Here is a 20,501-nt window from a genome sequence, read left to right as displayed (position 1 = left end):
TTTACCTTATCGCCCTGTTTTGGCCTTTTTGGCCTCTTCGCGAGCAGGCTCGCTCCCACTTTGAAATGCATTCCAATGTGGGAGCGAGCCTGCTCGCGAATGGCTTCAGCGCGGTCTTAAGCCTTGTTCCGCTCAATGGCAAAACCAGCCCAGGTCTGGCTCACCGGCATCAACTCGAGGCTGTTGATATTGATGTGCGCCGGCGCATTCATCACCCAGAAAATCGTCTCGGCGATGTCCTGTGGCTGGATCGGCTCGGCACCGGCGTAAGTCGCGTTGTAACGCTCCTGATCACCGGCAAAACGCACCAGCGAAAACTCGCTTTCGCACAGCCCAGGCTCGATGTTGCTCACCCGCACGCCGGTGCCCTGCAAGTCGCAGCGCAGGTTCAGCGAGAACTGTTTAACGAACGCCTTGGTCGCGCCGTACACATGACTGCCCGGATACGGATAGTTGCCAGCGATGGAACCAAGGTTGACGATGCCGGCGCCACGTCCATGGGCGATCAGGCGCGGCAGCAGCAGGCGCGTGGCGTACATCAGGCCTTTGACGTTGGTGTCGACCATGGTGTCCCAATCGTCCAGATCGCATTTCGGCGCCGGGTCCACGCCCAGCGCTAAACCTGCGTTGTTGATCAGCCCGCGAAGCTTTGCGAACGACGGCGGCAGATTGGCAATCGCCTCCTCCATCGCCTTGCGGTCACGCACATCGAGGACCAGACCGTGCACTTCAGTCTGCTTCGACAATTCAGCACACAGCGCATTCAGGCGTTCTTCACGACGGCCGGTCAGCACCAGTTTCCAGCCAGCCTCGGCAAAACGGCGGGCACAGGCTTCACCAAATCCGGACGTCGCGCCGGTGATAAACAGGGTGTTGGACATCGTGTTCTCCTTGCTTCGGCCGCCGGGGCAGCCCTTGGAATAGAAAATCAGCAGGCAGCATGCCCGCCCGCGCATTCACGGGCAACACCCACAAGCTGTACAAAAAACGACCAACCGCACCAACGCTATAGCCACCGTGGCCTGTAGCCATGTGCACGCATGTTATCCACAGTCCCTTCCACAGTTTCCGGGGGCAAGTACAAACGCGCAAAGCCGCGCCACACAAGGCTTTGCGGGCGAAATAGAAAGTTTTTTGCTTGACCCTGAAGCCGCGGATGTGCGGGAGATGGCATTTTGCACGACTGACGCGTCAACGCAGTGATTGCGCGAGGCCAGTAATTACGGCCCTCAGCGCAGTCTTTCCAGAGTTTAATCACAGACTTATCCACAGGCTTGTTCACACGCAATCGCTGCTATCCGCGACGCTATAAAAAGGTTGACAACAACGACTTCAAGCCCCGCAAAAACGCCTGATCAAAAAACAACCACACACTTGCAGGCCACGGTTTACGTGGCGCGCAGCCAGATACACCCACGTTATTCACAGCCAGCTCCACAGCAAACGGGGACAAGTCAAAACTGTGGAAAAACAGCCATTTGCAGCGTCTATATGTCGCGCTTTGGCAGCTATGGGAATTTGTTTTCCACAATTCTGAAATCCGGCGCAGATCAACTGTAGGAGTGAGCCTGCTCGCGATAGCGGTATATCAGTCACCGGTGATGGCGAATGGGAAACCGCCATCGCGAGCAGGCTCACTCCTACAAGGGATTTGTGGTGGGTTTGAGATGTAAAAAGCCCCGGGACTCGCGTCGCCGGGGCTGTGCATAACGTCGCGGAATCAGTGCCCGCCCAGATAGGCGTTACGCACCTCCTCGTTCACCAACAACTCTTTACCCGTGCCCGTCAGGCGGATCTCGCCGTTGACCATCACATATGCGCGGTCAGACAGTTTCAGTGCATGGTTGGCGTTCTGCTCGACGAGGAAAATGGTCATCCCGGTTTTCGCCAACTCGCGCAGGGTCGCAAAGATCTGCTTCACCACAATCGGCGCCAGTCCCAAGCTCGGCTCATCAAGCAGCAACAGCTTCGGCCGACTCATCAACGCCCGGGCAATGGCGAGCATTTGCTGCTCGCCACCGGACATGGTCATTGCCCTCTGCGTGCGCCGCTCTTCAAGCCGTGGGAACAGCTCGAACATGCGCTGCATATCCTCTTTGGCGTACTTGTCGCCAATCGGAATGGTGCCCATCAGCAGGTTTTCCTCGACGGTCATGTCGGGGAACACCCGCCGTCCTTCCGGCGACTGCGCAATGCCGTTGGAAGCGATGTAATGCGAGGACTTGTGGGTAATGTCGACGCCTTGATAGAGGATCTGCCCGCCCGCCGCCCGTGGCTGACCGAAGATCGACATCAGCAACGTCGATTTGCCCGCGCCGTTGGAGCCGATCAGGCTGACGGTTTCCCCTTCATTGATCTGCAGCGAAACACCTTTGAGCGCCTGGATCGGGCCGTAGAACACGTCGAGGTCTTTGAGTTCGAGGATCGGTTGGGTCATACCAGCTCCTCTTCATCGGCGCCCAGATAGGCCGCGATAACTTTCGGATCGTTACGGATCGCTTCAGGCCCGCCCTCAGCGATGACGATGCCGTGGTCCAGCACCACGATGTGGTCGGAAATGCTCATTACCATGCCCATGTCGTGTTCGATCAGCACCACGGTCAGATCGTGCTCGTCGCGCAGCAGCCGGATCATCGCGCTCAGCGCTTCGGTTTCCTGAGGGTTGAGGCCGGCGGCCGGTTCGTCGAGGCAGATGATCTGCGGCCGCGTGCACATGGCCCGGGCGATCTCCAGACGGCGTTGTTGGCCGTACGAGAGCTCACCGGCGAGACGGTTGGCGCAGTCCACCAGATCGACCACTTCCAGCCAGTAGAACGCGACATCCAGCGCGTCGCTCTCCGCCTTGCGGTAGCCCTTGGTGTTGAGGATGCCGGCGAGCATGTTGCGGTTGACCCACATGTGCTGGGCCACCAGCAGATTTTCCAGCACCGACATTTCCTTGAACAGGCGAATGTTCTGGAATGTCCGCGCCAGGCCTGCACGGTTCACCAGGTGCGTACCGCCGAACATCTTGTAGTACAGACGACTGAGGAATGACTTCGGCGAGACGAAGTCAGTCGGTTTGAACGACTCGCCCAACAACTGGATGACATTGGTCTGCTGGCCGCGCACGTTGAGTTCGATCTTGCCACCCGAGGCCTTGTAGAACCCGGTCAGGCAGTTGAACACCGTGGTCTTGCCGGCACCGTTAGGGCCGATCAAGGCGAAGATCGAGTTGCGTTTGACCTTCAGGCTGACATCGCTCAAGGCCTTGATGCCACCGAAATGCATCATCAGTTTTTCAACAGAGAGTACGACTTCACTCATGGCGCAGTCCTCTCATAGTGAATGGCACCTTTGCGTGGAGTGACCCCGGTTCGGCTGATGCGAATCAGCCCGCGTGGTCGCCAGATCATCATCAAGACCATCAGGATGCCGAACAGCAGCACGCGATATTCGGCGAAGCCGCGCAGCAATTCCGGGGCGACGGTGAGCACGAATGCAGCGATCACCACGCCAATGGTCGAGCCCATGCCGCCGAGGACGACGATGGCGAGGATCAGCGCCGATTCGAAAAAGGTGAACGAGGTCGGGTTGACGAAGCCTTGGTAGGTGGCGAAGAACACCCCGGCGAGACCGGCTGTCGATGCACCGATGGTGAACGCCGAGAGCTTCACCAGTACGTGGTTGAGGCCCATCGAGCGGCAGGCGATTTCATCTTCACGCAGAGCTTCCCAGGCGCGGCCGACCGGCATCTTCACCAGACGATGCTTGATGTACAGCACGGCCAGCACCACGAGGAACAACACCGCGTAGATGAAGTAATACTTCACGTCCGGGTTGTAGGCGATGCCGAAGAACTCGTGGAACGGCACCCCGCCATCCTTCGCCCGTTTGCCGAACTCCAGACCGAAGAACGTCGGCAGCGGTGCCGGCATACCGTTCGGGCCGCCCGTCAGCGACAACCAGTTGTTGAGGATCAGGCGAATGATTTCACCGAAGCCCAGCGTCACGATCGCCAGATAGTCGCCATGCAGGCGCAGCACCGGAAAACCGAGGATGCACCCGGCCAGCCCGGCAGTGATCGCCGCAAGCGGCAATACCGTCCAGAAACCCAGGCCGAGGTACTGATAACCGAGCGCCAGACCGTAGGCGCCGATGGCGTAAAACGCCACGTAACCCAGATCGAGCAGACCGGCCAGACCGACCACGATATTCAGTCCAAGCCCCAGCAGCACATAGATCAACCCGAGGATGACCACGCCCAGCAGGTAAGAGTTGGAGACAAACGGCACGATAACGGCCAGCACAATCAGCAGCGGGATGATCCAGCGCAGGCGTGATTTGTGATCGGCCGGCAGCACATGCACACCGGAACCGGTGCTCTCGAATCCGTCGAGAATCTTCAGGCCCTTGGGCGTTTGCAGGAACAGGCTGAGGGCAAAACGGCCGATCATGACAACGCCGATGATCCAGGCCACGCGGGTCGGTTCGAGGTTGAAGCTGTAACCCTCGAGCACAACGCCGACAATCGGCCCGAAAACAATCAGGGCAATCAGGCCGGCCAGAGTCGCCTCAACCAGGCTTTTTTTGACATCAATGCTTTTTTTGGTGGTTGAAGACATCGCTTACACCTTCGACACAAGAGGACGGCCCAACAGGCCCTGCGGCCGGAAGACCAGAACAAGTACGAGCAGCGAGAAGCTGAACACGTCTTTGTAGTCGGAGTTGACCAGACCGGAGAACAGCGACTCGGAGATGCCGAGGATGATCCCGCCCAGCATCGCGCCCGGCAGCGAACCAATCCCGCCGAGTACCGCAGCAGTAAAGGCTTTGATGCCGATGACGAAGCCGGCATAGAAATCGAACGTGCCGTAGTTCATGGTGATCAGCACGCCGGCCAATGCCGCCATGGCTGCACCGATGATGAACACGTAGGAGATAACGCGGTCGGTGTTGATCCCCAGAATCGAGGCCATTTTGCGGTCTTGCTGGGTGGCACGGCACATGCGGCCGAGCTTGGTGTACTTGATGACGTAGGTCAGCAGCCCCATGCCGACGAACGCGGCCACCAGGATGAAGATCTTGGTGTAGGTGAGCTGAACGAAGCCAGTGCCGATATCGACGCGCCAGGCGCCGGTGAGCAGCGTCGGAACACCCTGTTGGCGGGCGCCCTGGCTGATCTGGGCATAGTTTTGCAGGATCAGGGAAATACCGATGGCGCTGATCAGCGGTGCCAGTCGGGTGGAGTTGCGCAGGGGTTTGTAAGCGACTCGTTCAATGACCCAGCCATACACCGCCGTGACGACGATGGTGAAGATCAGAGTGCCGAGCATCAGCAGCGGGAAGGATTCGATACCGAAGTAAGCCAGCAGAGCCAGACTGATTGCCGCCAGGTAAGCGGAAATCATGTAAACCTCGCCGTGGGCGAAGTTGATCATGCCGATGATGCCGTAGACCATTGTGTAGCCGATGGCGATCAGGCCATAGACCGACCCGAGGGTCAGGCCGTTGACCAGTTGCTGCAGGAAAATACCATCCATAACGCAATCTCACGCAGTGAGAACCTGCACACCGGTGATGTGCGGTTCTTCTAGGAAAAATACAGATTTACGTCGGAGCAATGTCAGCCACGATCAGCACATCCCACATCGTCCCTGTAGGAGTGAGCCTGCTCGCGATAGCGGTGGAACATTCAACACATGTGTTGGCCGTCATTCCGTCTTCGCGAGCAGGCTCGCTCCCACATTGGATCGGTGGGGATCAGCTGATCGTGTCAGCCCTTACTTCTGTTTTTCCAGCTGGTGATATTTGCCAGTCGCGTCCCACTGGTACACCACGTAGTCGGAGACTTTCAGGTCGCCCTTCTTGTCCCAGGCTTTCTCGCCCATGACGGTTTTCACCGGATTGGCTTTCAGCCACTCGGCGGCTTTCTCGCCACTGTTGGACTTGGCGCCATTGAAGGCAGCTGCCAGGGTCTGAACCGAGGCGTAGGCGTACAGGGTGTAGCCTTCTGGTTCGGTGCCGGCCTTGCGGAAGGCATCGACGACGGTTTTACTTTCCGGCAGCAGACGCGGGTCGGCGCCGAAGGTCATCAGCACGCCGTCGACGTATTGCGGGCCGCCAGCGGTGGTCACCAGTTCGTCGGTGACAATGCCGTCGTCGGACATGAACTTCACGTCTTTCAGGCCTTCGGTACGCAGTTGTTTGACCAGTGGACCGGCTTCCGGGTGCAGACCGCCGAAGTAGACGACATCGGCGCCAGCCGCGCGGATCTTGGTGACCACGGCGCTGAAGTCTTTCTCGCCACGGGTCAGGCCTTCGTACAGCACCGGTTTCACACCACGCTTCTCAAGCTGTGCCTTGGTGGCATCTGCCAGGCCTTGGCCGTAGGTGTCCTTGTCGTGCAGCACGGCAACCTTTTTGCCCTTGAGCACGTCGACAATGTAGTCGCCGGCGACGATGCCTTGCTGGTCGTCACGCCCGCACATACGGAACATGGCGCTGAGGCCGCGCTCGGTTACTTGCGGGTTGGTGGAACCCGGAGTGATCGCGATCACACCGGCTTCGTCGTAGATTTCCGAGGCTGGAATGGTCGAAGAAGAGCAGAAGTGACCGACCACGCCAGCGACTTTCTGGTTGACCAGGTCCTTGGCGACCGTCACGGCTTGTTTCGGCTCGCAGGCGTCATCGCCCTTGACCAGAACGATTTTCTCCCCGTTGACGCCACCTGCCGCGTTGACCGCGTCAGCCGCTGCCTGTGCACCCTTCATGTACTGCTCGCCAAATGCCGCGTTGGCGCCCGTCATTGGACCCGCTACACCGATTTTCACATCAGCTTGAGCAAACGCAGAAACACCCAACGCAGTAGCCACTGCGAGGGCCAGAAAGCCTTTCTTGTAAAACGTCTGGGACATGAGGTGGTGCTCCAAGGTTTTTTTTAGTTGGCACTGCGACTTCACTTCACTGAATGCTCTGAGCAAGGGCCGTGCCATCGGTTTTTTATTCTTCAAAAAGTCGCTGCTTTCTTGTTATTTCGACTGTTTCGTTCCCATTTTCATTGGGCGTGCAACCGTCTAAACCGCGGAAGGTGAAACCATTTATTTTTTCAGGCGCAACCCGCACGCGCCATCATTGCAACCGCGGCGCCAAACGACGTGCAACCAGCCTGTAACAGCCCGCGTCACCGAACTGCACACTGCTGGTGCGGGACTGCTACAACCCGCACCATTACAGGCTAGTCGCTGCATCGAAAAGCGCCGCTTCCGGCAACATATTTCAACACTCAAATGACGATGCGCAGGCACTGGCCCGCGTGATACAGCGAGAACCCGGCCTCGTACAGGCAACTGCGCAAGCCCACACCCGCCAAGGGCTGCATCGGTGCAAAGGGAATCGGCAAAGCTTGAGGATCGCCGTTACACAGATAGTCGGCGAAGGCTTTGCCGACCACGGTGCCAGTAGTCACGCCGCGACCGTTGTAACCGGTGACGGCCACCAGTCCCGGCGCTGGTTCGAACAGACGCATGAGGTGATCAGGCGTGAACGCGATGCGCCCGGTCCAGGTGCATTCCCACTCGACCGGTTTCAGATTGGGGAAGTAATGCTGCTGCACGCGGTCGGCCCAGGCCTTGAGAAACCAGGTCGGTTTCTGGTTGCCATTGCCGAGGCTGCCGAGCAATAACCGCCCTTCTTTGTCACGGCGGATGCTGCTCAAGACTTGGCGGGTATCCCACGAGCCCTGCCCGCCCGGGAGGATTTCCTGCGCGGCATCTTCGCTCAGCGGCACCGAAGCGACCTGGTAGTAATAACCGGGGAAGAAGTTGCGTTTGAGTTCGGTCCAGTCGCCTTCGGTGTAGGCGTTGGAGGCAATGACCACTTGCTCGGCCAGTACAGAACCACGCTCAGTCTGCACCGACCACTTCGCGCCCTGACGCTCAAGGCGAGTGACCGGCGAATGATCGAACATTTGCCCACCGAGACTGCTCACCGCGTTGGCCAGCCCGGTGACGTAAGCCATCGGATTGAGCGTGCCGGCGCGGCGATCGAGCAATGCCGCGGCAATTTTTTGCGTGCCGGTGGCTTGCTCGCAGGCCTTGCCGGTCAGCAATTCGACCGGCGCACCTCGGCGTTTCCATTGTTGCTCGCGACTGCGCAAATCCGCCTCGCCCTTGGCGTTGTGCGCCATGTGCAGGGTGCCTTCGCGGCGTAGCTGGCAATCGATGTTGTATTTATCCACAAGGCTGAAGACCAGCGCCGGTGCGGCCCCGAGCATGCGGTTGAGCTGGCTGCCAACCGCCTCGCCGAAACCGGCCTCGATCTCGTCCGGCGGGATCCACATGCCGGCATTGACCAGCCCGACGTTGCGCCCCGAACCGCCGTGACCGGCGCGATGAGCCTCCAGCACACAGACGCTTTTGCCTTTTTCCAACAGATGCAGCGCCGCCGACAAACCGGTGAACCCGGCGCCGATCACGCAGACATCGACGTTGACTTCGCCCTTGAGCGCGGTGTTATCCGGCCTTTGCGGCGTGAGTTTTTCCCACAGACATTCTTCGCGTAACGGCATTGCCAGACTCCAACAGAAACCTAACAAACACTGCATACCCTGTGGGAGCGAGCCTGCTCGCGAAAGCGGTATATCAGCCAACATCTATGTCGACTGACCCACCGTATTCGCGAGCAGGCTCGCTCCCACAAGGGGGATATCCACCTGTCAGTCGAAGGTAATGCCCTGCGCCAGCGGCAACTCCAGCGAGTAGTTCACGGTGTTGGTCTGCCGGCGCATGTACGCACGCCACGCATCGGAGCCCGACTCACGACCACCACCGGTTTCTTTCTCGCCACCAAACGCGCCACCAATTTCTGCACCGCTCGGACCGATGTTGACGTTGGCGATGCCGCAGTCGCTGCCAACCGCCGACATGAACTGCTCGGCTTCACGCACATCCGTGGTGAAAATGCACGACGACAGGCCTTGAGGTACAGCGTTGTTCAGGCGCAGCGCTTCCTGGAAGTCGCTGTAACCGACCACGTACAGAATCGGTGCGAAGGTTTCGCTGCAGACCACATCACTTTGCTCCGGCATTTCAACGATGGCCGGCGAGACGTAATAGGCGTTGGGGAATTGGTCTTCGAGCTGACGCTTGCCGCCGAACACCCGACCACCCTCGCTCAATGCCTGCTCCAGTGCGTCCTGCATGTTTTCGAAGCTGTGCTTGTCGATCAGCGGACCGACCAGATTGCCTTCCAGCGGATTGCCGATGCGCACTTTCGAGTAGGCAGCCTTGAGGCGAGTGACGATTTCTTCCTTCACTGACTCATGGGCAATCAGACGACGCAGAGTGGTGCAGCGCTGACCAGCCGTGCCGACGGCACTGAACAGAATCGCGCGCACCGCCATGTCGAGATCGGCGCTTGGGCCGAGGATCATCGCGTTGTTGCCGCCCAGCTCCAGAATGCTGCGAGCAAAACGTGCGGCAACTTTCGGCGCCACTTCGCGCCCCATGCGCGTGCTGCCAGTGGCGCTGATCAGCGCGACACGCGGGTCATCGACCAGCGCTTCGCCCGCGTCGCGGCCACCGATGATCACTTGGCAAAGATTCGCCGGCGCATCGGTAAAATTCTTCACCACACGATCAAACAGCGCCTGGCAGGCCAACGCGGTCAGCGGGGTTTTCTCCGACGGTTTCCACACCACCGGGTTGCCGCAGACCAGCGCCAGCGTGGTGTTCCACGCCCACACCGCCACCGGGAAGTTGAACGCGCTGATCACCCCGACCACGCCCAGCGGATGCCAGGTTTCACGCATGTGATGGCCCGGACGCTCGGAGGCAATGGTCAAACCGTACAGTTGGCGAGACAGGCCGACGGCGAAATCGCAGATGTCGATCATCTCCTGCACTTCACCCAGGCCTTCCTGAGTAATCTTGCCAGCCTCCCAGGAAACCAGTTCGCCGAGATCGGCTTTGTATTCACGCAGCACTTCGCCGAATTGACGCACCAGTTCGCCGCGACGCGGGGCCGGCACCTTGCGCCACTGCTCGAACGCATGATCTGCGCGACTGATGTGCTGCTCGACTTCCGCCGGGCCTTCCCAGTTGACGGCGGCGATGCGGCTGCCGTCGATCGGCGAATGCACCGGCACTTTGCCGTTCTGATAAAGGGCCGGCTTCACACCAAGACGATCAAGCAATGCGGCAACCATGGGTCACTCCTCAAGCAAAAAACTGAATGTGTGCGGCCACTGTTTCGCGACCGGGCAGGCCTTTAGTTGTAGCGTCACAATGGCAAGGCAACAAACGACCTTTACGCGAGATATCATTCCGTTTATTCATGCTGCGCACAGAAAGACAAGAAAAGGATCGGCCATGCTGAACAAACGCCACTTGCCCTCGATCACCGCGTTGCAGTGCTTCGAGGCCGTGACCCGGCACCTGAGCTTCACCCGCGCCGCCGAGGAACTGAACCTGACCCAGAGCGCGGTGAGCAAACAGGTCGCGCAGCTGGAAGAGCTGTTGCAGCACTTGTTGTTCCGCCGCGTGCGTCGGCGCTTGCAGATGACCCCAGCCGGGGATTTGTACTTGGTCGAAGTACGAAAAATTCTCTCGCAAGTGGAGATGTCGACGCATTACCTGCGTTCCTACGGCGGCGAAACCGAAGTCCTGCGCGTCTCTACGCCTTCGACCTTCGGCGCGCGCTGGCTGGTGCCGCGCCTGAAAGGCTGGCGGCTGCGCCATCCTTCCATTCATTTGGACTTGTGCAACGAGCAGGAAGCCGATGATCTGCTGCAAGGGCGCAGCGATCTGGCGTTCTACTTCGGCCAGGGTTCACGGCCCGGCACCGAATGCCTGAAGTTGTTCGGCGAAGAGCTGGTACCGGTCTGCGCGCCGGGCAGCCTGCCGGACACGCCGTTCACTGATCCGACGCAACTCACCGATCTGGTGCTCCTGCAAAATGCCTCGCGCCCACAGGCATGGCACGACTGGTTCGACAGTCAGGGTTATCAGACCGAACACAGCTACCACGGCCCGCGTTTCGAAACCTTTTATATGTGCATCCGTGCCGCGCAGGTTGGCTGCGGTGTGGCGTTGTTGCCGAGGTTTCTGGTGGAAGAGGAATTGGCCGACGGCAAACTGGTCATTCCCTGGCAGCATGCGATGCCCAGCACCGACGCCTATTACCTGGCGTACCCGGAGCATGCGGCGGAAGTGCCGAAGGTGCGGGATTTTGTGAAGTGGATGCTCGAACAGATCGACAGCCCGGAGATTTGACTCGATTGAAAATTGTGGGAGCGAGCCTGCTCGCGAAGAGGCCGGCACATTCAATACCCATTTCGACTGAAATGACGCCTTCGCGAGCAGGCTCGCTCCCACAATGGATCTGATGCGTTGTCAAAAAATGCTGGCAATCCGCACCGTTGATATGCGCCACTAGCGCCATTGTTTGAGACCGCGCACAGGCGCGGCGCACCTGGAGACCCCGTTATGAGCGAGAGCGTGTTTGCCGATCGCATCGTGCAGAACCTGCTCGACACCGACTTCTACAAACTGACGATGATGCAGGCGGTGCTGCACAACTACCCCAACGTCGAAGTCGAATGGGAGTTTCGTTGCCGTAATAGCGAGGATCTGCGCCCGTATCTGGCCGAGATCCGCTTTCAGATCGAGCGTCTGGCGGAACTGAGCCTGAGCGCCGATCAACTGAGTTTTCTTGAACGCATCAGCTTCCTCAAACCGGATTTCCTGCGCTTTCTCGGCCTGTTCCGCTTCAACCTGCGCTACGTGCACACCGGCATCGAGAACGGCGAGCTGTTCATCCGTCTGCGCGGGCCGTGGCTGCATGTGATTCTCTATGAAGTGCCGTTGCTGGCGATCGTCAGCGAAGTGCGTAACCGCTATCGCTACCGTGAAACCGTGCTCGAACAGGCGCGCGAACAGCTCTATCGCAAGTTCGACTGGCTGACCGCCAATGCCTCGGCCGATGAGTTGTCGCAGCTGCAGGTCGCCGATTTCGGCACCCGCCGCCGTTTTTCGTACGGCGTGCAGGCAGAAGTGGTGAATGTGCTCAAGCACGACTTCCCCGGACGCTTCGTCGGCACCAGCAACGTGCACCTGTCCCGCGAACTGGACATGAAACCGCTGGGCACCATGGCTCACGAGTGGATCATGGCCCACCAGCAACTCGGCCCACGGCTGATCGACAGCCAGATCGCCGCGCTCGATTGCTGGGTCCGCGAATACCGTGGCCTGCTGGGGATTGCCCTCACCGACTGCATTACCACCGATGCCTTCCTCGGCGATTTCGATCTGTTCTTCGCCAAGCTGTTCGACGGCCTGCGCCACGACTCCGGCGATCCTGTGGTGTGGGGCGAAAAATGCATCGCCCACTATCACAGGCTGGGCATCGACCCGATGAGCAAGACCCTGGTGTTCTCCGACAGCCTGACCCTGCCCAAGTCGCTGGAGATCTTCCGCGCGCTGCACGGTCGGATCAATGTCAGCTTCGGCATCGGCACCAACCTCACCTGTGACATTCCGGGTGTCGAACCGATGAGCATCGTGCTTAAAATGACCGCCTGCAACGGCCAACCGGTGGCGAAGATCTCCGACGAGCCAGGCAAGTCCCACTGCAAAGACCCGAATTTCGTCGCCTACTTGCGACACGTGTTCCAGGTTCCTGCCGATCCTCTATCTAGCAAGGAGTGAATTCATGCAAGCCGTACAGCGTGAGATTGCTGAACAGCTCAAGGTGCAACCGCCGTTCGCCGACTACAAGGCTCTGCAGGCCGAAGTCGCCCGGCGCATTACCTTTATTCAGGATTGCCTGGTCAATTCCGGGCTCAAGACGCTGGTGCTGGGCATCAGCGGCGGTGTCGACTCGCTGACCGCCGGCCTGCTGGCCCAGCGCGCGATGCGTGAGCTGCGCGACCAGACCGGCGACAACAGCTACAAATTCATCGCCGTGCGCCTGCCGTACGAAACCCAGTTCGATGAACACGACGCTCAGGCTTCGGTGGATTTCATCGCTCCAGACGAGCGCCACACCGTCAACATCGGCCCGGCGGTGAAATCGCTGGCCAGTGAAGTCGCGGCGTTTGAAGGCAAGCACGCGGTGTCGGTGGACTTTGTGCTCGGCAATACCAAGGCGCGGATGCGCATGGTCGCCCAATACACCATCGCCGGCGCGGCGCACGGTCTGGTGATCGGTACCGATCATGCGGCGGAAGCGGTGATGGGTTTCTTCACCAAGTTCGGCGACGGCGCTTGTGATCTGGCACCGCTCAGTGGTCTGGTGAAGAATCAGGTGCGGGCGATTGCGCGCAGCTTTGGTGCGCCGGAGTCGCTGGTCGAGAAAGTGCCAACGGCGGACCTTGAGGATCTGTCGCCGGGTAAACCGGACGAAGCGTCCCATGGTGTGACCTATGCCGAAATCGATGCGTTCCTGCACGGTGAGCCGGTGCGTCAGGAAGCGTTCGACATCATCGTCGCGACCTACAACAAGACCCATCACAAACGCGTGATGCCGTTCGCACCCTGAGCGGGTACAAAACGGCAAAAACTGTCGCAGACGGCGATCCCGGTTTCGATGATGACAATCGAAGATCGCTGCCTGCGCCAGCTTCGCCGCGGTATCCGCAGACTTGCAATCAGTGCTTCACGCGAGTTTCAGCGGGCGCCGCGTTGACAGTCACGGTGTAGGTCTCAGACTCTGCAGTTGCATCCTTGGCTTTCAGCACATAGGTTGCGTCAGCTGCGAGGACGAACTCGCCACTCCAGATGCCATTCGTCGCCGTAAACGTTTCAATCGGCGTCGTGTTATCACCCTCCAGCAACTCGATCTCGCCGTCTTTTGCCGTGCCGCCGATCGTCAGAGTGGTGTCGTCGGTAGCCCCACCGTCTGCTACGTCGCCTTTCGAATCCTGCAGCGAAGTGATCTCTAACTCGACTTCGGGTTCATCGCTGACAATCACTGTGTGGGTCTCGGATTTTTCGCCGTCTACGTCCTCGGCTTGCAACACATAGGTTTTACCCGCCGTGAGCTCGATTTCGCCACCCCAAGGTCCATCCGCTGCCGTAAACGTTTTAATCGGAGTCGGGTTATCTCCATCCAGCAATTTGACCTCGCCGTCCTTCGCCGAGCCGGTGATCGTCAGTGTGGTGTCTGCGGTAGTCTCACCGTCTTCGATGTCGCCCCCCTCCGAATCCTTCAGCGAAGTAATCTTTACCTCGCCTTCGGACGCCTCGCTGACAGTCACGGTGTGGGTATCGGATTTTTCGCCGTCTACGTCCTCGGCTTTCAGCACATAGGTTTTACCCGCCGTGAGCTCGATTTCGCCACCCCAAGTTCCATCCGCTGCCGTAAACGTTTCAATCGGCGTCGTGTTATCTCCATCCAGCAATTTGACCTCGCCGTCCTTCGCCGAGCCGCCGATCGTCAGTTGAGTGTCGGTGGTCGTCCCACCGCTTTCTACTTCACCTTTCGAATCCTTCAGCGAAGTGATCTTCACCTCACCTTCGGAGACCTCGCCGACGGTCACGGTATAGAGATCGGACTCCGATCGATCATCCGCTCTGGCTTTCAGCGTGTGGATTTTTCCCGCTGCAAGATCGAGATCGCCGCTCCAAGTGCGATCACTGCCCACGCGAAACATGGCAATCGGTTCAGCAGCAGCACCGTTCAAGATCCATATCTGACCTTCCTTCCACAAGCCATTGATCGTCAGAACGGTTTCTTCGGTCGAGCCGCCGTTCTCAACATTCCCTGTGGAATCTTTCAACGTTTCGATAAAGGGTTTGGTCGCAACCGCATTCAAGGTAAATGGATCGGTGCGCTCCTCCTCATGGGCCAGCCGATATTCGTGCGGTCCATCCGGAAGATCATCTAGCAAAAAAGACAGGTCGCCCGCATTGTTTGTCTGGCCGCGGTATTTCGGCACATCATCGATAAGGAGCTGCAGAATGGCGTCGCCAGGCCCGGTGACGGTGAAGTTGGCTCTTGCGGAAAAAATCGCGCCGCCGTCGGGAACGTCCTGCCCACCTGAAAACACGTTAACGATTTTCAGGTCGGCTAAGGTCGAGTTTTTGCTCTTGGCATTCATGTGGAAATCCTCTTTGCAATCGTCTGGAAAGAAGACTCATGTAAGCCCGACTTTGAAGCAGTGGTCTACTGTCAGAAATAACAGGTAGGCGCCTAATTCGGACGAACGGTAGTTTAGCGCCGGACGCAAAAACGCCGCTGGCGATCATCGCGCAGCGGCGTTTCCTGCAATACTTGAACCCGGATTTACTTGAGGGTGACAGTGCCTTTCATCATCGAGATGTGGCCAGGGAACGAGCAGAAGAAGCCGTATTTTTCAGCGGCATCCAACTTCGATACGTCAAAGGTCACCGAATCGGTTTCCTTGGCGCCGATGATCTTGGTGTGAGCGATGATGCGCGCGTCACCTTCGGGCAGATAGTTCTTGTCGATACCGGCGGCCAGGCCAGCGGTAGCGATTGGCTGCATGTCAGCTTCTTTGCTGATCACCAGGTTATGGCCCATGACGTTCTTCGGCAGGTTGCCGGAGTGAGTCAGTTCGATAGTGAAAGTCTTGCAGCTCTTGTCGATTTCGATGGCTTTGGTGCTGAAGGACATCTGATCGGTGGAGTCAACGGTGGTTTTGCACTCGGCAGCCATCAATTGGCTGCTGGCCAGCGCCAGCAGGGATACCGCAACAACTTTGGAAAACATGGTGAATCTCCAAGGCAGGGTTAACAAAAACACGAATGGTGGAAAGACTGCCTGAAATCTTCGCAAGTTCCTATGACTTGAGTCAAAAATTGTATACAACTTTCAGGCTATGACACTCATCGACACAATCTAACGGCCAGATTCTCCGGCCGGCCCTATGATCGGCGCATCTACTGAGACGGAGTGCCTGTCATGTTCTTTAACGGTCTGTTGTGCAGTTTGCTCGCCGCTTACGCCTGTGGCGCCAGCGGTACCTTTGAATCACCGGAACGCGAAGTTTAGGCCTTGGATCACGGCGTGCCAGCCATTACCCTGTGACGGATTGACCCAGGAGGAAGGCATGTCTCTGAAATCCGTATGTGTATTTTGCGGTGCCAATGCGGGCACTGATCCGGCTTACACCGAAGCCGCCATTGCCCTTGGCCGGGCCTTGGCTGAACGTAAACTGACCCTGGTCTACGGCGGTGGTGCTGTGGGCTTGATGGGCGTTGTCGCCGATGCCGCGCTGGCCGCTGGCGGTGAAGTGATCGGCATCATCCCGCAAAGCCTGATGGACAAGGAGATCGGCCACAAGAGCCTGACGCGCCTGGAAGTGGTCGATGGCATGCACGCGCGCAAGGCGCGCATGGCTGAACTGAGCGACGCCTTCATCGCCCTGCCCGGCGGCCTCGGTACGCTGGAAGAATTGTTCGAAGTATGGACCTGGGGCCAGCTCGGCTACCACGGCAAACCTTTGGGCCTGCTGGAAGTAAACGGTTTCTACAGCAAACTCACCGCTTTTCTTGACCATATCGTCGGCGAAGGCTTCGTTCGCGCGCCACACCGTGACATGCTGCAAGTGAGCGAATCGCCGCAAACACTGCTCGATTCCCTGGATAACTGGAAGCCGACCGTCACGCCCAAATGGGTCGAGCAAAAACCCGGCTAACCACCGGGCACCGATACAGGGCAGAATACGCGCCGCTCAACCTCACCTTCGACCAAGAGGAACGCCCATGGCCAAACCCAATTACTCCTTCGCCAAACGTCAACGAGACCTGGCAAAGGAACAGAAGAAAGAGGAAAAGCTTCAGCGCAAGAAACAAACAGCTGAAGAAGCAGCACTGAACCCTGAGGGTGAAGTGGCAACAGAAGATGATGTTGATGCAACTGAAACACCGAAAGATCAGGCGCCCGACGCCTGAACCCCACCGGGTTTGATCATCGAATCAGGCCCTGCGGATTTGTGACGGGGCTGGCGGTTTCACTGCCGGCCCTCACAGCCCTCTCAGAAACACCCCAATTTCCTTGTAGGAGTGAGCCTGCTCGCGATAGCGGTGTGTCAGTTGAAATATTTGCCGCTGACACACCGCTGTCGCGAGCAGGCTCACTCCTACAGTTTGATCTGCGTTAATCCAGGGGCATTACGGTGACGCGCACTTCCGGGTCGTGATTGCCGCCGCCAAGGATCACCCCGCGCAACGGCGATACATCGGAAAAATCCCGCCCCCACGCCAGCGTGATGTGCTCCAGCGCCGGCTGCACATTGTTGGTCGGATCGAAATCCACCCAGCCCAGCACCGGACAAAACACCGACACCCAGGCGTGCGACGCATCGGCGCCGATCAAGCGTGGCTGCCCCGGCGGCGGCTGCGTCAGCAAATAACCACTGATGTAGCGCGCCGCCAAGCCTCGCGAGCGCACGCACGCCAGCATCAAATGCGCAAAGTCCTGACAAACCCCGCGTCGTCGCTCCAGCACCTCCACCAGCGGTGTCGCCACCTGAGTCGCCTCGGCATCGAAAGTGAATTCGCTGAAGATCTTCTGCATCAAGTCCTGCACGCCCAGCAGCAACGGCGTGCCCGGCGGAAAACAACTTTGCGAGAATTCGACGAAACTGCGTTTCAGATGCACGTACGGTGACTGGAACCGGTAGCGACAGGCTTCGAGCAACTCAGCGGACAACGGCTGACTGCTGTAACTCAGCGCATCGCGGGTCAGCTCCCAGGCGGGTGACTGCTTGAAGTCCAGCGCCGGCCGCGCCAGCACTTCCACCGTCAGTTGTGCATTGACTTGCAATTCGTCATGCGGCCGCTCAAAGGCCAATCGGGTCAACGGATTACCAAACACATCCAGCTCATCACGGCGTGCTGTCGGGTCCGGACTGATCAGCAATTGCTGATCGGTGCAGCGCTGCCATTCGCATTTTCGCGGCCACAAGTGCGCCAGTTGCTGCGCCAGGGACACCGGGCTGTCGTAGTGGTAACAGGTGTCGTGGAAAATCTGGTATCGAGCATTCATCAGACAGACACCGTACGTTGGCTGACGTCATCGACATGGGCGAAATGGCGCAGGGCCAGACGATCCGAAACCTGACCGCTGGCATCGGCAATTTCTTGCAGCAGATCGGCAAGGCCATTCAGCGCGGCGCGGACGCTGGACTCCCCGAACAATGGGTTCTCCAGGCAACCCAGATCAAAACGCGCAAGACGCTCGACCAACTGCGGCAATCCCGCTTCCCGTGGAACACCGAAATCATCATTCAAGCGCTTTAACGTGCGGGTCACCAGTTTCAACTGGAACAACACCGCATGTGGGTTTTGTTCATCGAGCAGCAACAGGTCGAGCACTGGAATCAATTGAGCCACGGCCAGATAGCGGGATCGATAAGTGATACTGCTGTTGCCCAGTTCCAGCAGCCATTCCAGCCCCGCTTGATCGAACGCACCTGCACCACGCAGAAACGCTGCGAGGCTACTGCTGAGAAACTGCAGTCGCTCGATGCGCCGGCCAATCATCAGAAACCGCCAGCCTTCGTCGCGAGTCATGTCGTCGAGGGCAAACCCGGACAACGCCGCCAGCGACATCACCAGCCGATTCAGGAAATCCAGCAGCTCGCCGAAGTCGGGTTCGTCGGTGTCCAGGTCCATCGCTTCGCGCTGCAACTCCACCAACGCCTGCCAGTTCTCGCGCGAGAGCTTGCCACGCACCTGCGAGGCCGCCCACTGCAAACGCTGCAGGTTGGAACGCAGACTGAACGACCAGTCCTCACCCAGCAGCGCTGCCAACAGGCGCTCAGGAAGTTCACCTTCGTCCGGCAGCAACGTCAGCCGCTCACCGAGGTCGACCGCCGCCTGCAACGCTTGCGGGTCATCACCATCGACATACCGCGCAAGCATGATGCGCAGCAGCCGCGCACTGTCGTCACAGCGCTCACAGTAACGGCCGAACCAGAACAGGTTCTCAACGACTCGCGACGGGAGATAAGGGTCGCGTCGCACCAGATCGTGCACGCCGACGCTTCGCTGACTCTTCCATTGCTCGCCACTGGGCGGGCGATCACCGAGCACCCAAGTGTCCTTGCTGGCGCCGCCGCGCTGCATTGATACCACTTCGGCATCGGCCTCGGCGGCCACCCGGGTCAAACCACCGGGAAGCACGCGATAACCTTCACCACTGGCCACGGCGTACATACGCATGCCGATCGCCCGTGGTTGCAGTTGTCCGTTTTCTGCCTGCCAGATCGGCGCGTGGGACAACTGAGCCAATTCTTGCGCCACATAAGCATAAGGGCGTGCCTGCATGCGCTCGGCAAGCACCTGACGCTGTTTTTCACTCAGATCACGGCCGAACACAGGTGCGAAGCTTTGCGAGGGGAACGCCGGTTTGATCAGCAGTTCGGGCAGTTTTTCCAGGGCTTGCGCCAATACCGGCGCCTCACCGCACCACCACGTCGCAATCGACGGCAGGATCAGTTCTTCGCCAAACAGGTATTGATTGATCCTGGGCAGAAACCCAAGCAATCCCGGCGACTCCAGCACGCCACTGCCCAACGCGTTGGCCACCAGCACGCGGCCCTGACGCACCGCCTCAAGCAACCCGGGTACGCCAAGTGCCGAGTCCGTGCGCAACTCCAGCGGATCGCAGAAATCGTCATCGAGGCGGCGCATGATCGCGTGCACCCGACGCAGGCCACTAAGGGTTTTCAGATAGACCGTGGCGTCGCGCACCGTCAGATCACCGCCCTCGACCAGCGGGTAACCAAGCTGACGAGCCAGATACAAATGTTCGAAATAACTTTCGTTGAAGCGCCCCGGTGTGAGCAGCACCACCAGCGGCGCCTCATCGTCACTTGGCGCCTGACGCGCGAGGGTTTCCTGCAATGCGCGGAAGAAACCCGCCAGATGCTGCACCTTCAGATCGCGGTACAACTCGGGAAAGGCACGGGACACGATGGTGCGGTTTTCCAGGGCATACCCGGCGCCCGATGGCGCTTGTGTGCGATCGGCAGTCACCCACCAGCGCCCGTCCGGCGTACGTGCCAGATCCACGGCGTACAGGTGCAGAAATATCTCTTCCGGCGGCGCGATATGCTGACACGGCCAGAGAAAGTTATTGTGACCAAACACCAGTTCTGCCGGCAACAAACCTTCGCTGATCAGCCGTTGCGGGCCGTACAAGTCCGCCAACACAGCATTAAGCAGGCGCGCACGCTGAGCGATGCCTGCCGACAATTGCTGCCATTCATCGGCGGCTATCACATGCGGCAGCAGATCCAGTTCCCAAGGCCGATCCGCGCCTTTGGGATCGGCATAGACGTTATACGTGACACCGTTTTCCTGAATCTGCCGTGCCAGCAATGCCTGACGCTGCACCAGTTGCGCCGGGGTGCTGCGCTGTAACTGATCGAACAGCCGCCGCCAGTGCGGGCGCACCGCGCCACTGCCGTCGAGCAGTTCGTGATAAGTGCCCGCCGTAAGCGGGTAGCGGTCTAGCAGGTCAGGCATGGAAAGCTCGGCAGACAGCAAGGA

The 20,501-nt window shown here is 59.0% G+C and carries 17 protein-coding genes; 5 read left to right on the top strand and 12 right to left on the bottom strand.

What is annotated here, in order from left to right; translation table 11 throughout:
* Positions 1–116: 116 nt before the first annotated feature.
* The 8 genes from AC5SEM_RS28945 to amaB all read right to left on the bottom strand — a co-directional run bounded on the left by AC5SEM_RS28945 (position 117) and on the right by amaB (position 10,186).
* Positions 117–881 carry an SDR family oxidoreductase gene (locus AC5SEM_RS28945; RefSeq protein WP_007915905.1) on the bottom strand — a complete coding sequence of 255 codons (765 nt, stop codon included), beginning with the start codon at positions 879–881 and terminating at the stop codon, positions 117–119.
* 839 nt (positions 882–1,720) lie between these two features.
* Complete coding sequence (locus tag AC5SEM_RS28940; RefSeq protein WP_007950655.1) at positions 1,721–2,437, bottom strand: ABC transporter ATP-binding protein; 717 nt, start codon at positions 2,435–2,437, stop codon at positions 1,721–1,723.
* Positions 2,434–3,306: an ABC transporter ATP-binding protein gene (locus AC5SEM_RS28935; RefSeq protein ID WP_034151617.1), complete on the bottom strand. Its 873-nt coding sequence runs from the start codon at positions 3,304–3,306 to the stop codon at positions 2,434–2,436. Before AC5SEM_RS28935 ends, AC5SEM_RS28940 begins: the two co-directional genes overlap by 4 nt.
* On the bottom strand, positions 3,303–4,604 hold the full coding sequence (gene livM / locus AC5SEM_RS28930) for a high-affinity branched-chain amino acid ABC transporter permease LivM (protein ID WP_495471816.1): 1,302 nt from the start codon (positions 4,602–4,604) through the stop codon (positions 3,303–3,305). The genes AC5SEM_RS28935 and livM overlap by 4 nt, the downstream gene beginning before the upstream one ends.
* Before the next feature lie 3 nt (positions 4,605–4,607).
* Positions 4,608–5,522 carry an ABC transporter permease subunit gene (locus tag AC5SEM_RS28925; protein WP_008078282.1) on the bottom strand — a complete coding sequence of 305 codons (915 nt, stop codon included), beginning with the start codon at positions 5,520–5,522 and terminating at the stop codon, positions 4,608–4,610.
* Between the two features lie 240 nt (positions 5,523–5,762).
* Complete coding sequence (locus AC5SEM_RS28920) at positions 5,763–6,896, bottom strand: ABC transporter substrate-binding protein (RefSeq protein ID WP_064117213.1); 1,134 nt, start codon at positions 6,894–6,896, stop codon at positions 5,763–5,765.
* Between the two features lie 368 nt (positions 6,897–7,264).
* Positions 7,265–8,548, bottom strand: coding sequence for an L-pipecolate oxidase (amaA, locus tag AC5SEM_RS28915; RefSeq protein WP_495471815.1), 1,284 nt, complete (start codon positions 8,546–8,548; stop codon positions 7,265–7,267).
* Positions 8,549–8,695: 147 nt separating this feature from the next.
* Positions 8,696–10,186: an L-piperidine-6-carboxylate dehydrogenase gene (gene amaB, locus AC5SEM_RS28910; RefSeq protein ID WP_495471814.1), complete on the bottom strand. Its 1,491-nt coding sequence runs from the start codon at positions 10,184–10,186 to the stop codon at positions 8,696–8,698.
* A gap of 163 nt (positions 10,187–10,349) precedes the next feature.
* Here amaB and AC5SEM_RS28905 point away from each other — a divergent pair, with 163 nt between their 5' ends.
* The 3 genes from AC5SEM_RS28905 to nadE all read left to right on the top strand — a co-directional run bounded on the left by AC5SEM_RS28905 (position 10,350) and on the right by nadE (position 13,518).
* A complete protein-coding gene (locus AC5SEM_RS28905) occupies positions 10,350–11,252 on the top strand; it encodes a LysR family transcriptional regulator (protein WP_495471813.1) in 903 nt (300 codons plus the stop codon).
* A gap of 213 nt (positions 11,253–11,465) precedes the next feature.
* Positions 11,466–12,686 (top strand): nicotinate phosphoribosyltransferase, encoded by a 1,221-nt coding sequence (gene pncB, locus AC5SEM_RS28900; RefSeq protein WP_077570668.1) that lies wholly within the window; start codon positions 11,466–11,468, stop codon positions 12,684–12,686.
* A gap of 4 nt (positions 12,687–12,690) precedes the next feature.
* The gene (gene nadE / locus AC5SEM_RS28895; protein ID WP_212620505.1) at positions 12,691–13,518 is read left to right on the top strand and encodes an NAD(+) synthase; all 828 of its coding nucleotides are present in this window, start codon (positions 12,691–12,693) and stop codon (positions 13,516–13,518) included.
* Between the two features lie 109 nt (positions 13,519–13,627).
* Here the strand turns inward: nadE and AC5SEM_RS28890 are convergent, their stop codons facing one another.
* Together AC5SEM_RS28890 and azu are read right to left on the bottom strand one after the other, a co-directional pair.
* A complete protein-coding gene (locus AC5SEM_RS28890; RefSeq protein WP_495471812.1) occupies positions 13,628–15,079 on the bottom strand; it encodes a hypothetical protein in 1,452 nt (483 codons plus the stop codon).
* Between the two features lie 185 nt (positions 15,080–15,264).
* A complete protein-coding gene (gene azu, locus AC5SEM_RS28885; protein WP_077570662.1) occupies positions 15,265–15,711 on the bottom strand; it encodes an azurin in 447 nt (148 codons plus the stop codon).
* A gap of 340 nt (positions 15,712–16,051) precedes the next feature.
* Between azu and AC5SEM_RS28880 the strand changes: the two genes are divergently transcribed.
* Together AC5SEM_RS28880 and AC5SEM_RS28875 are read left to right on the top strand one after the other, a co-directional pair.
* Entirely contained in the window at positions 16,052–16,639 is a 588-nt protein-coding gene (locus AC5SEM_RS28880) for a cytokinin riboside 5'-monophosphate phosphoribohydrolase (protein ID WP_495471811.1), read from the top strand.
* 67 nt (positions 16,640–16,706) lie between these two features.
* Positions 16,707–16,895, top strand: coding sequence for a hypothetical protein (locus AC5SEM_RS28875; protein WP_095121840.1), 189 nt, complete (start codon positions 16,707–16,709; stop codon positions 16,893–16,895).
* A gap of 205 nt (positions 16,896–17,100) precedes the next feature.
* On the opposite strand, the gene AC5SEM_RS28870 is transcribed toward AC5SEM_RS28875, so the two are convergent.
* Entirely contained in the window at positions 17,101–17,991 is an 891-nt protein-coding gene (locus AC5SEM_RS28870; RefSeq protein WP_077570656.1) for a transglutaminase family protein, read from the bottom strand.
* Complete coding sequence (locus tag AC5SEM_RS28865) at positions 17,991–20,477, bottom strand: circularly permuted type 2 ATP-grasp protein (RefSeq protein WP_495471810.1); 2,487 nt, start codon at positions 20,475–20,477, stop codon at positions 17,991–17,993. The genes AC5SEM_RS28870 and AC5SEM_RS28865 overlap by 1 nt, the downstream gene beginning before the upstream one ends.
* Positions 20,478–20,501 lie beyond the last annotated feature (24 nt).

Source organism: Pseudomonas sp. CH61 (assembly GCF_059429415.1).
The sequence above is the reverse complement of the archived record's forward strand: the minus strand, read 5'-3'. Positions and strand labels throughout refer to the sequence as shown.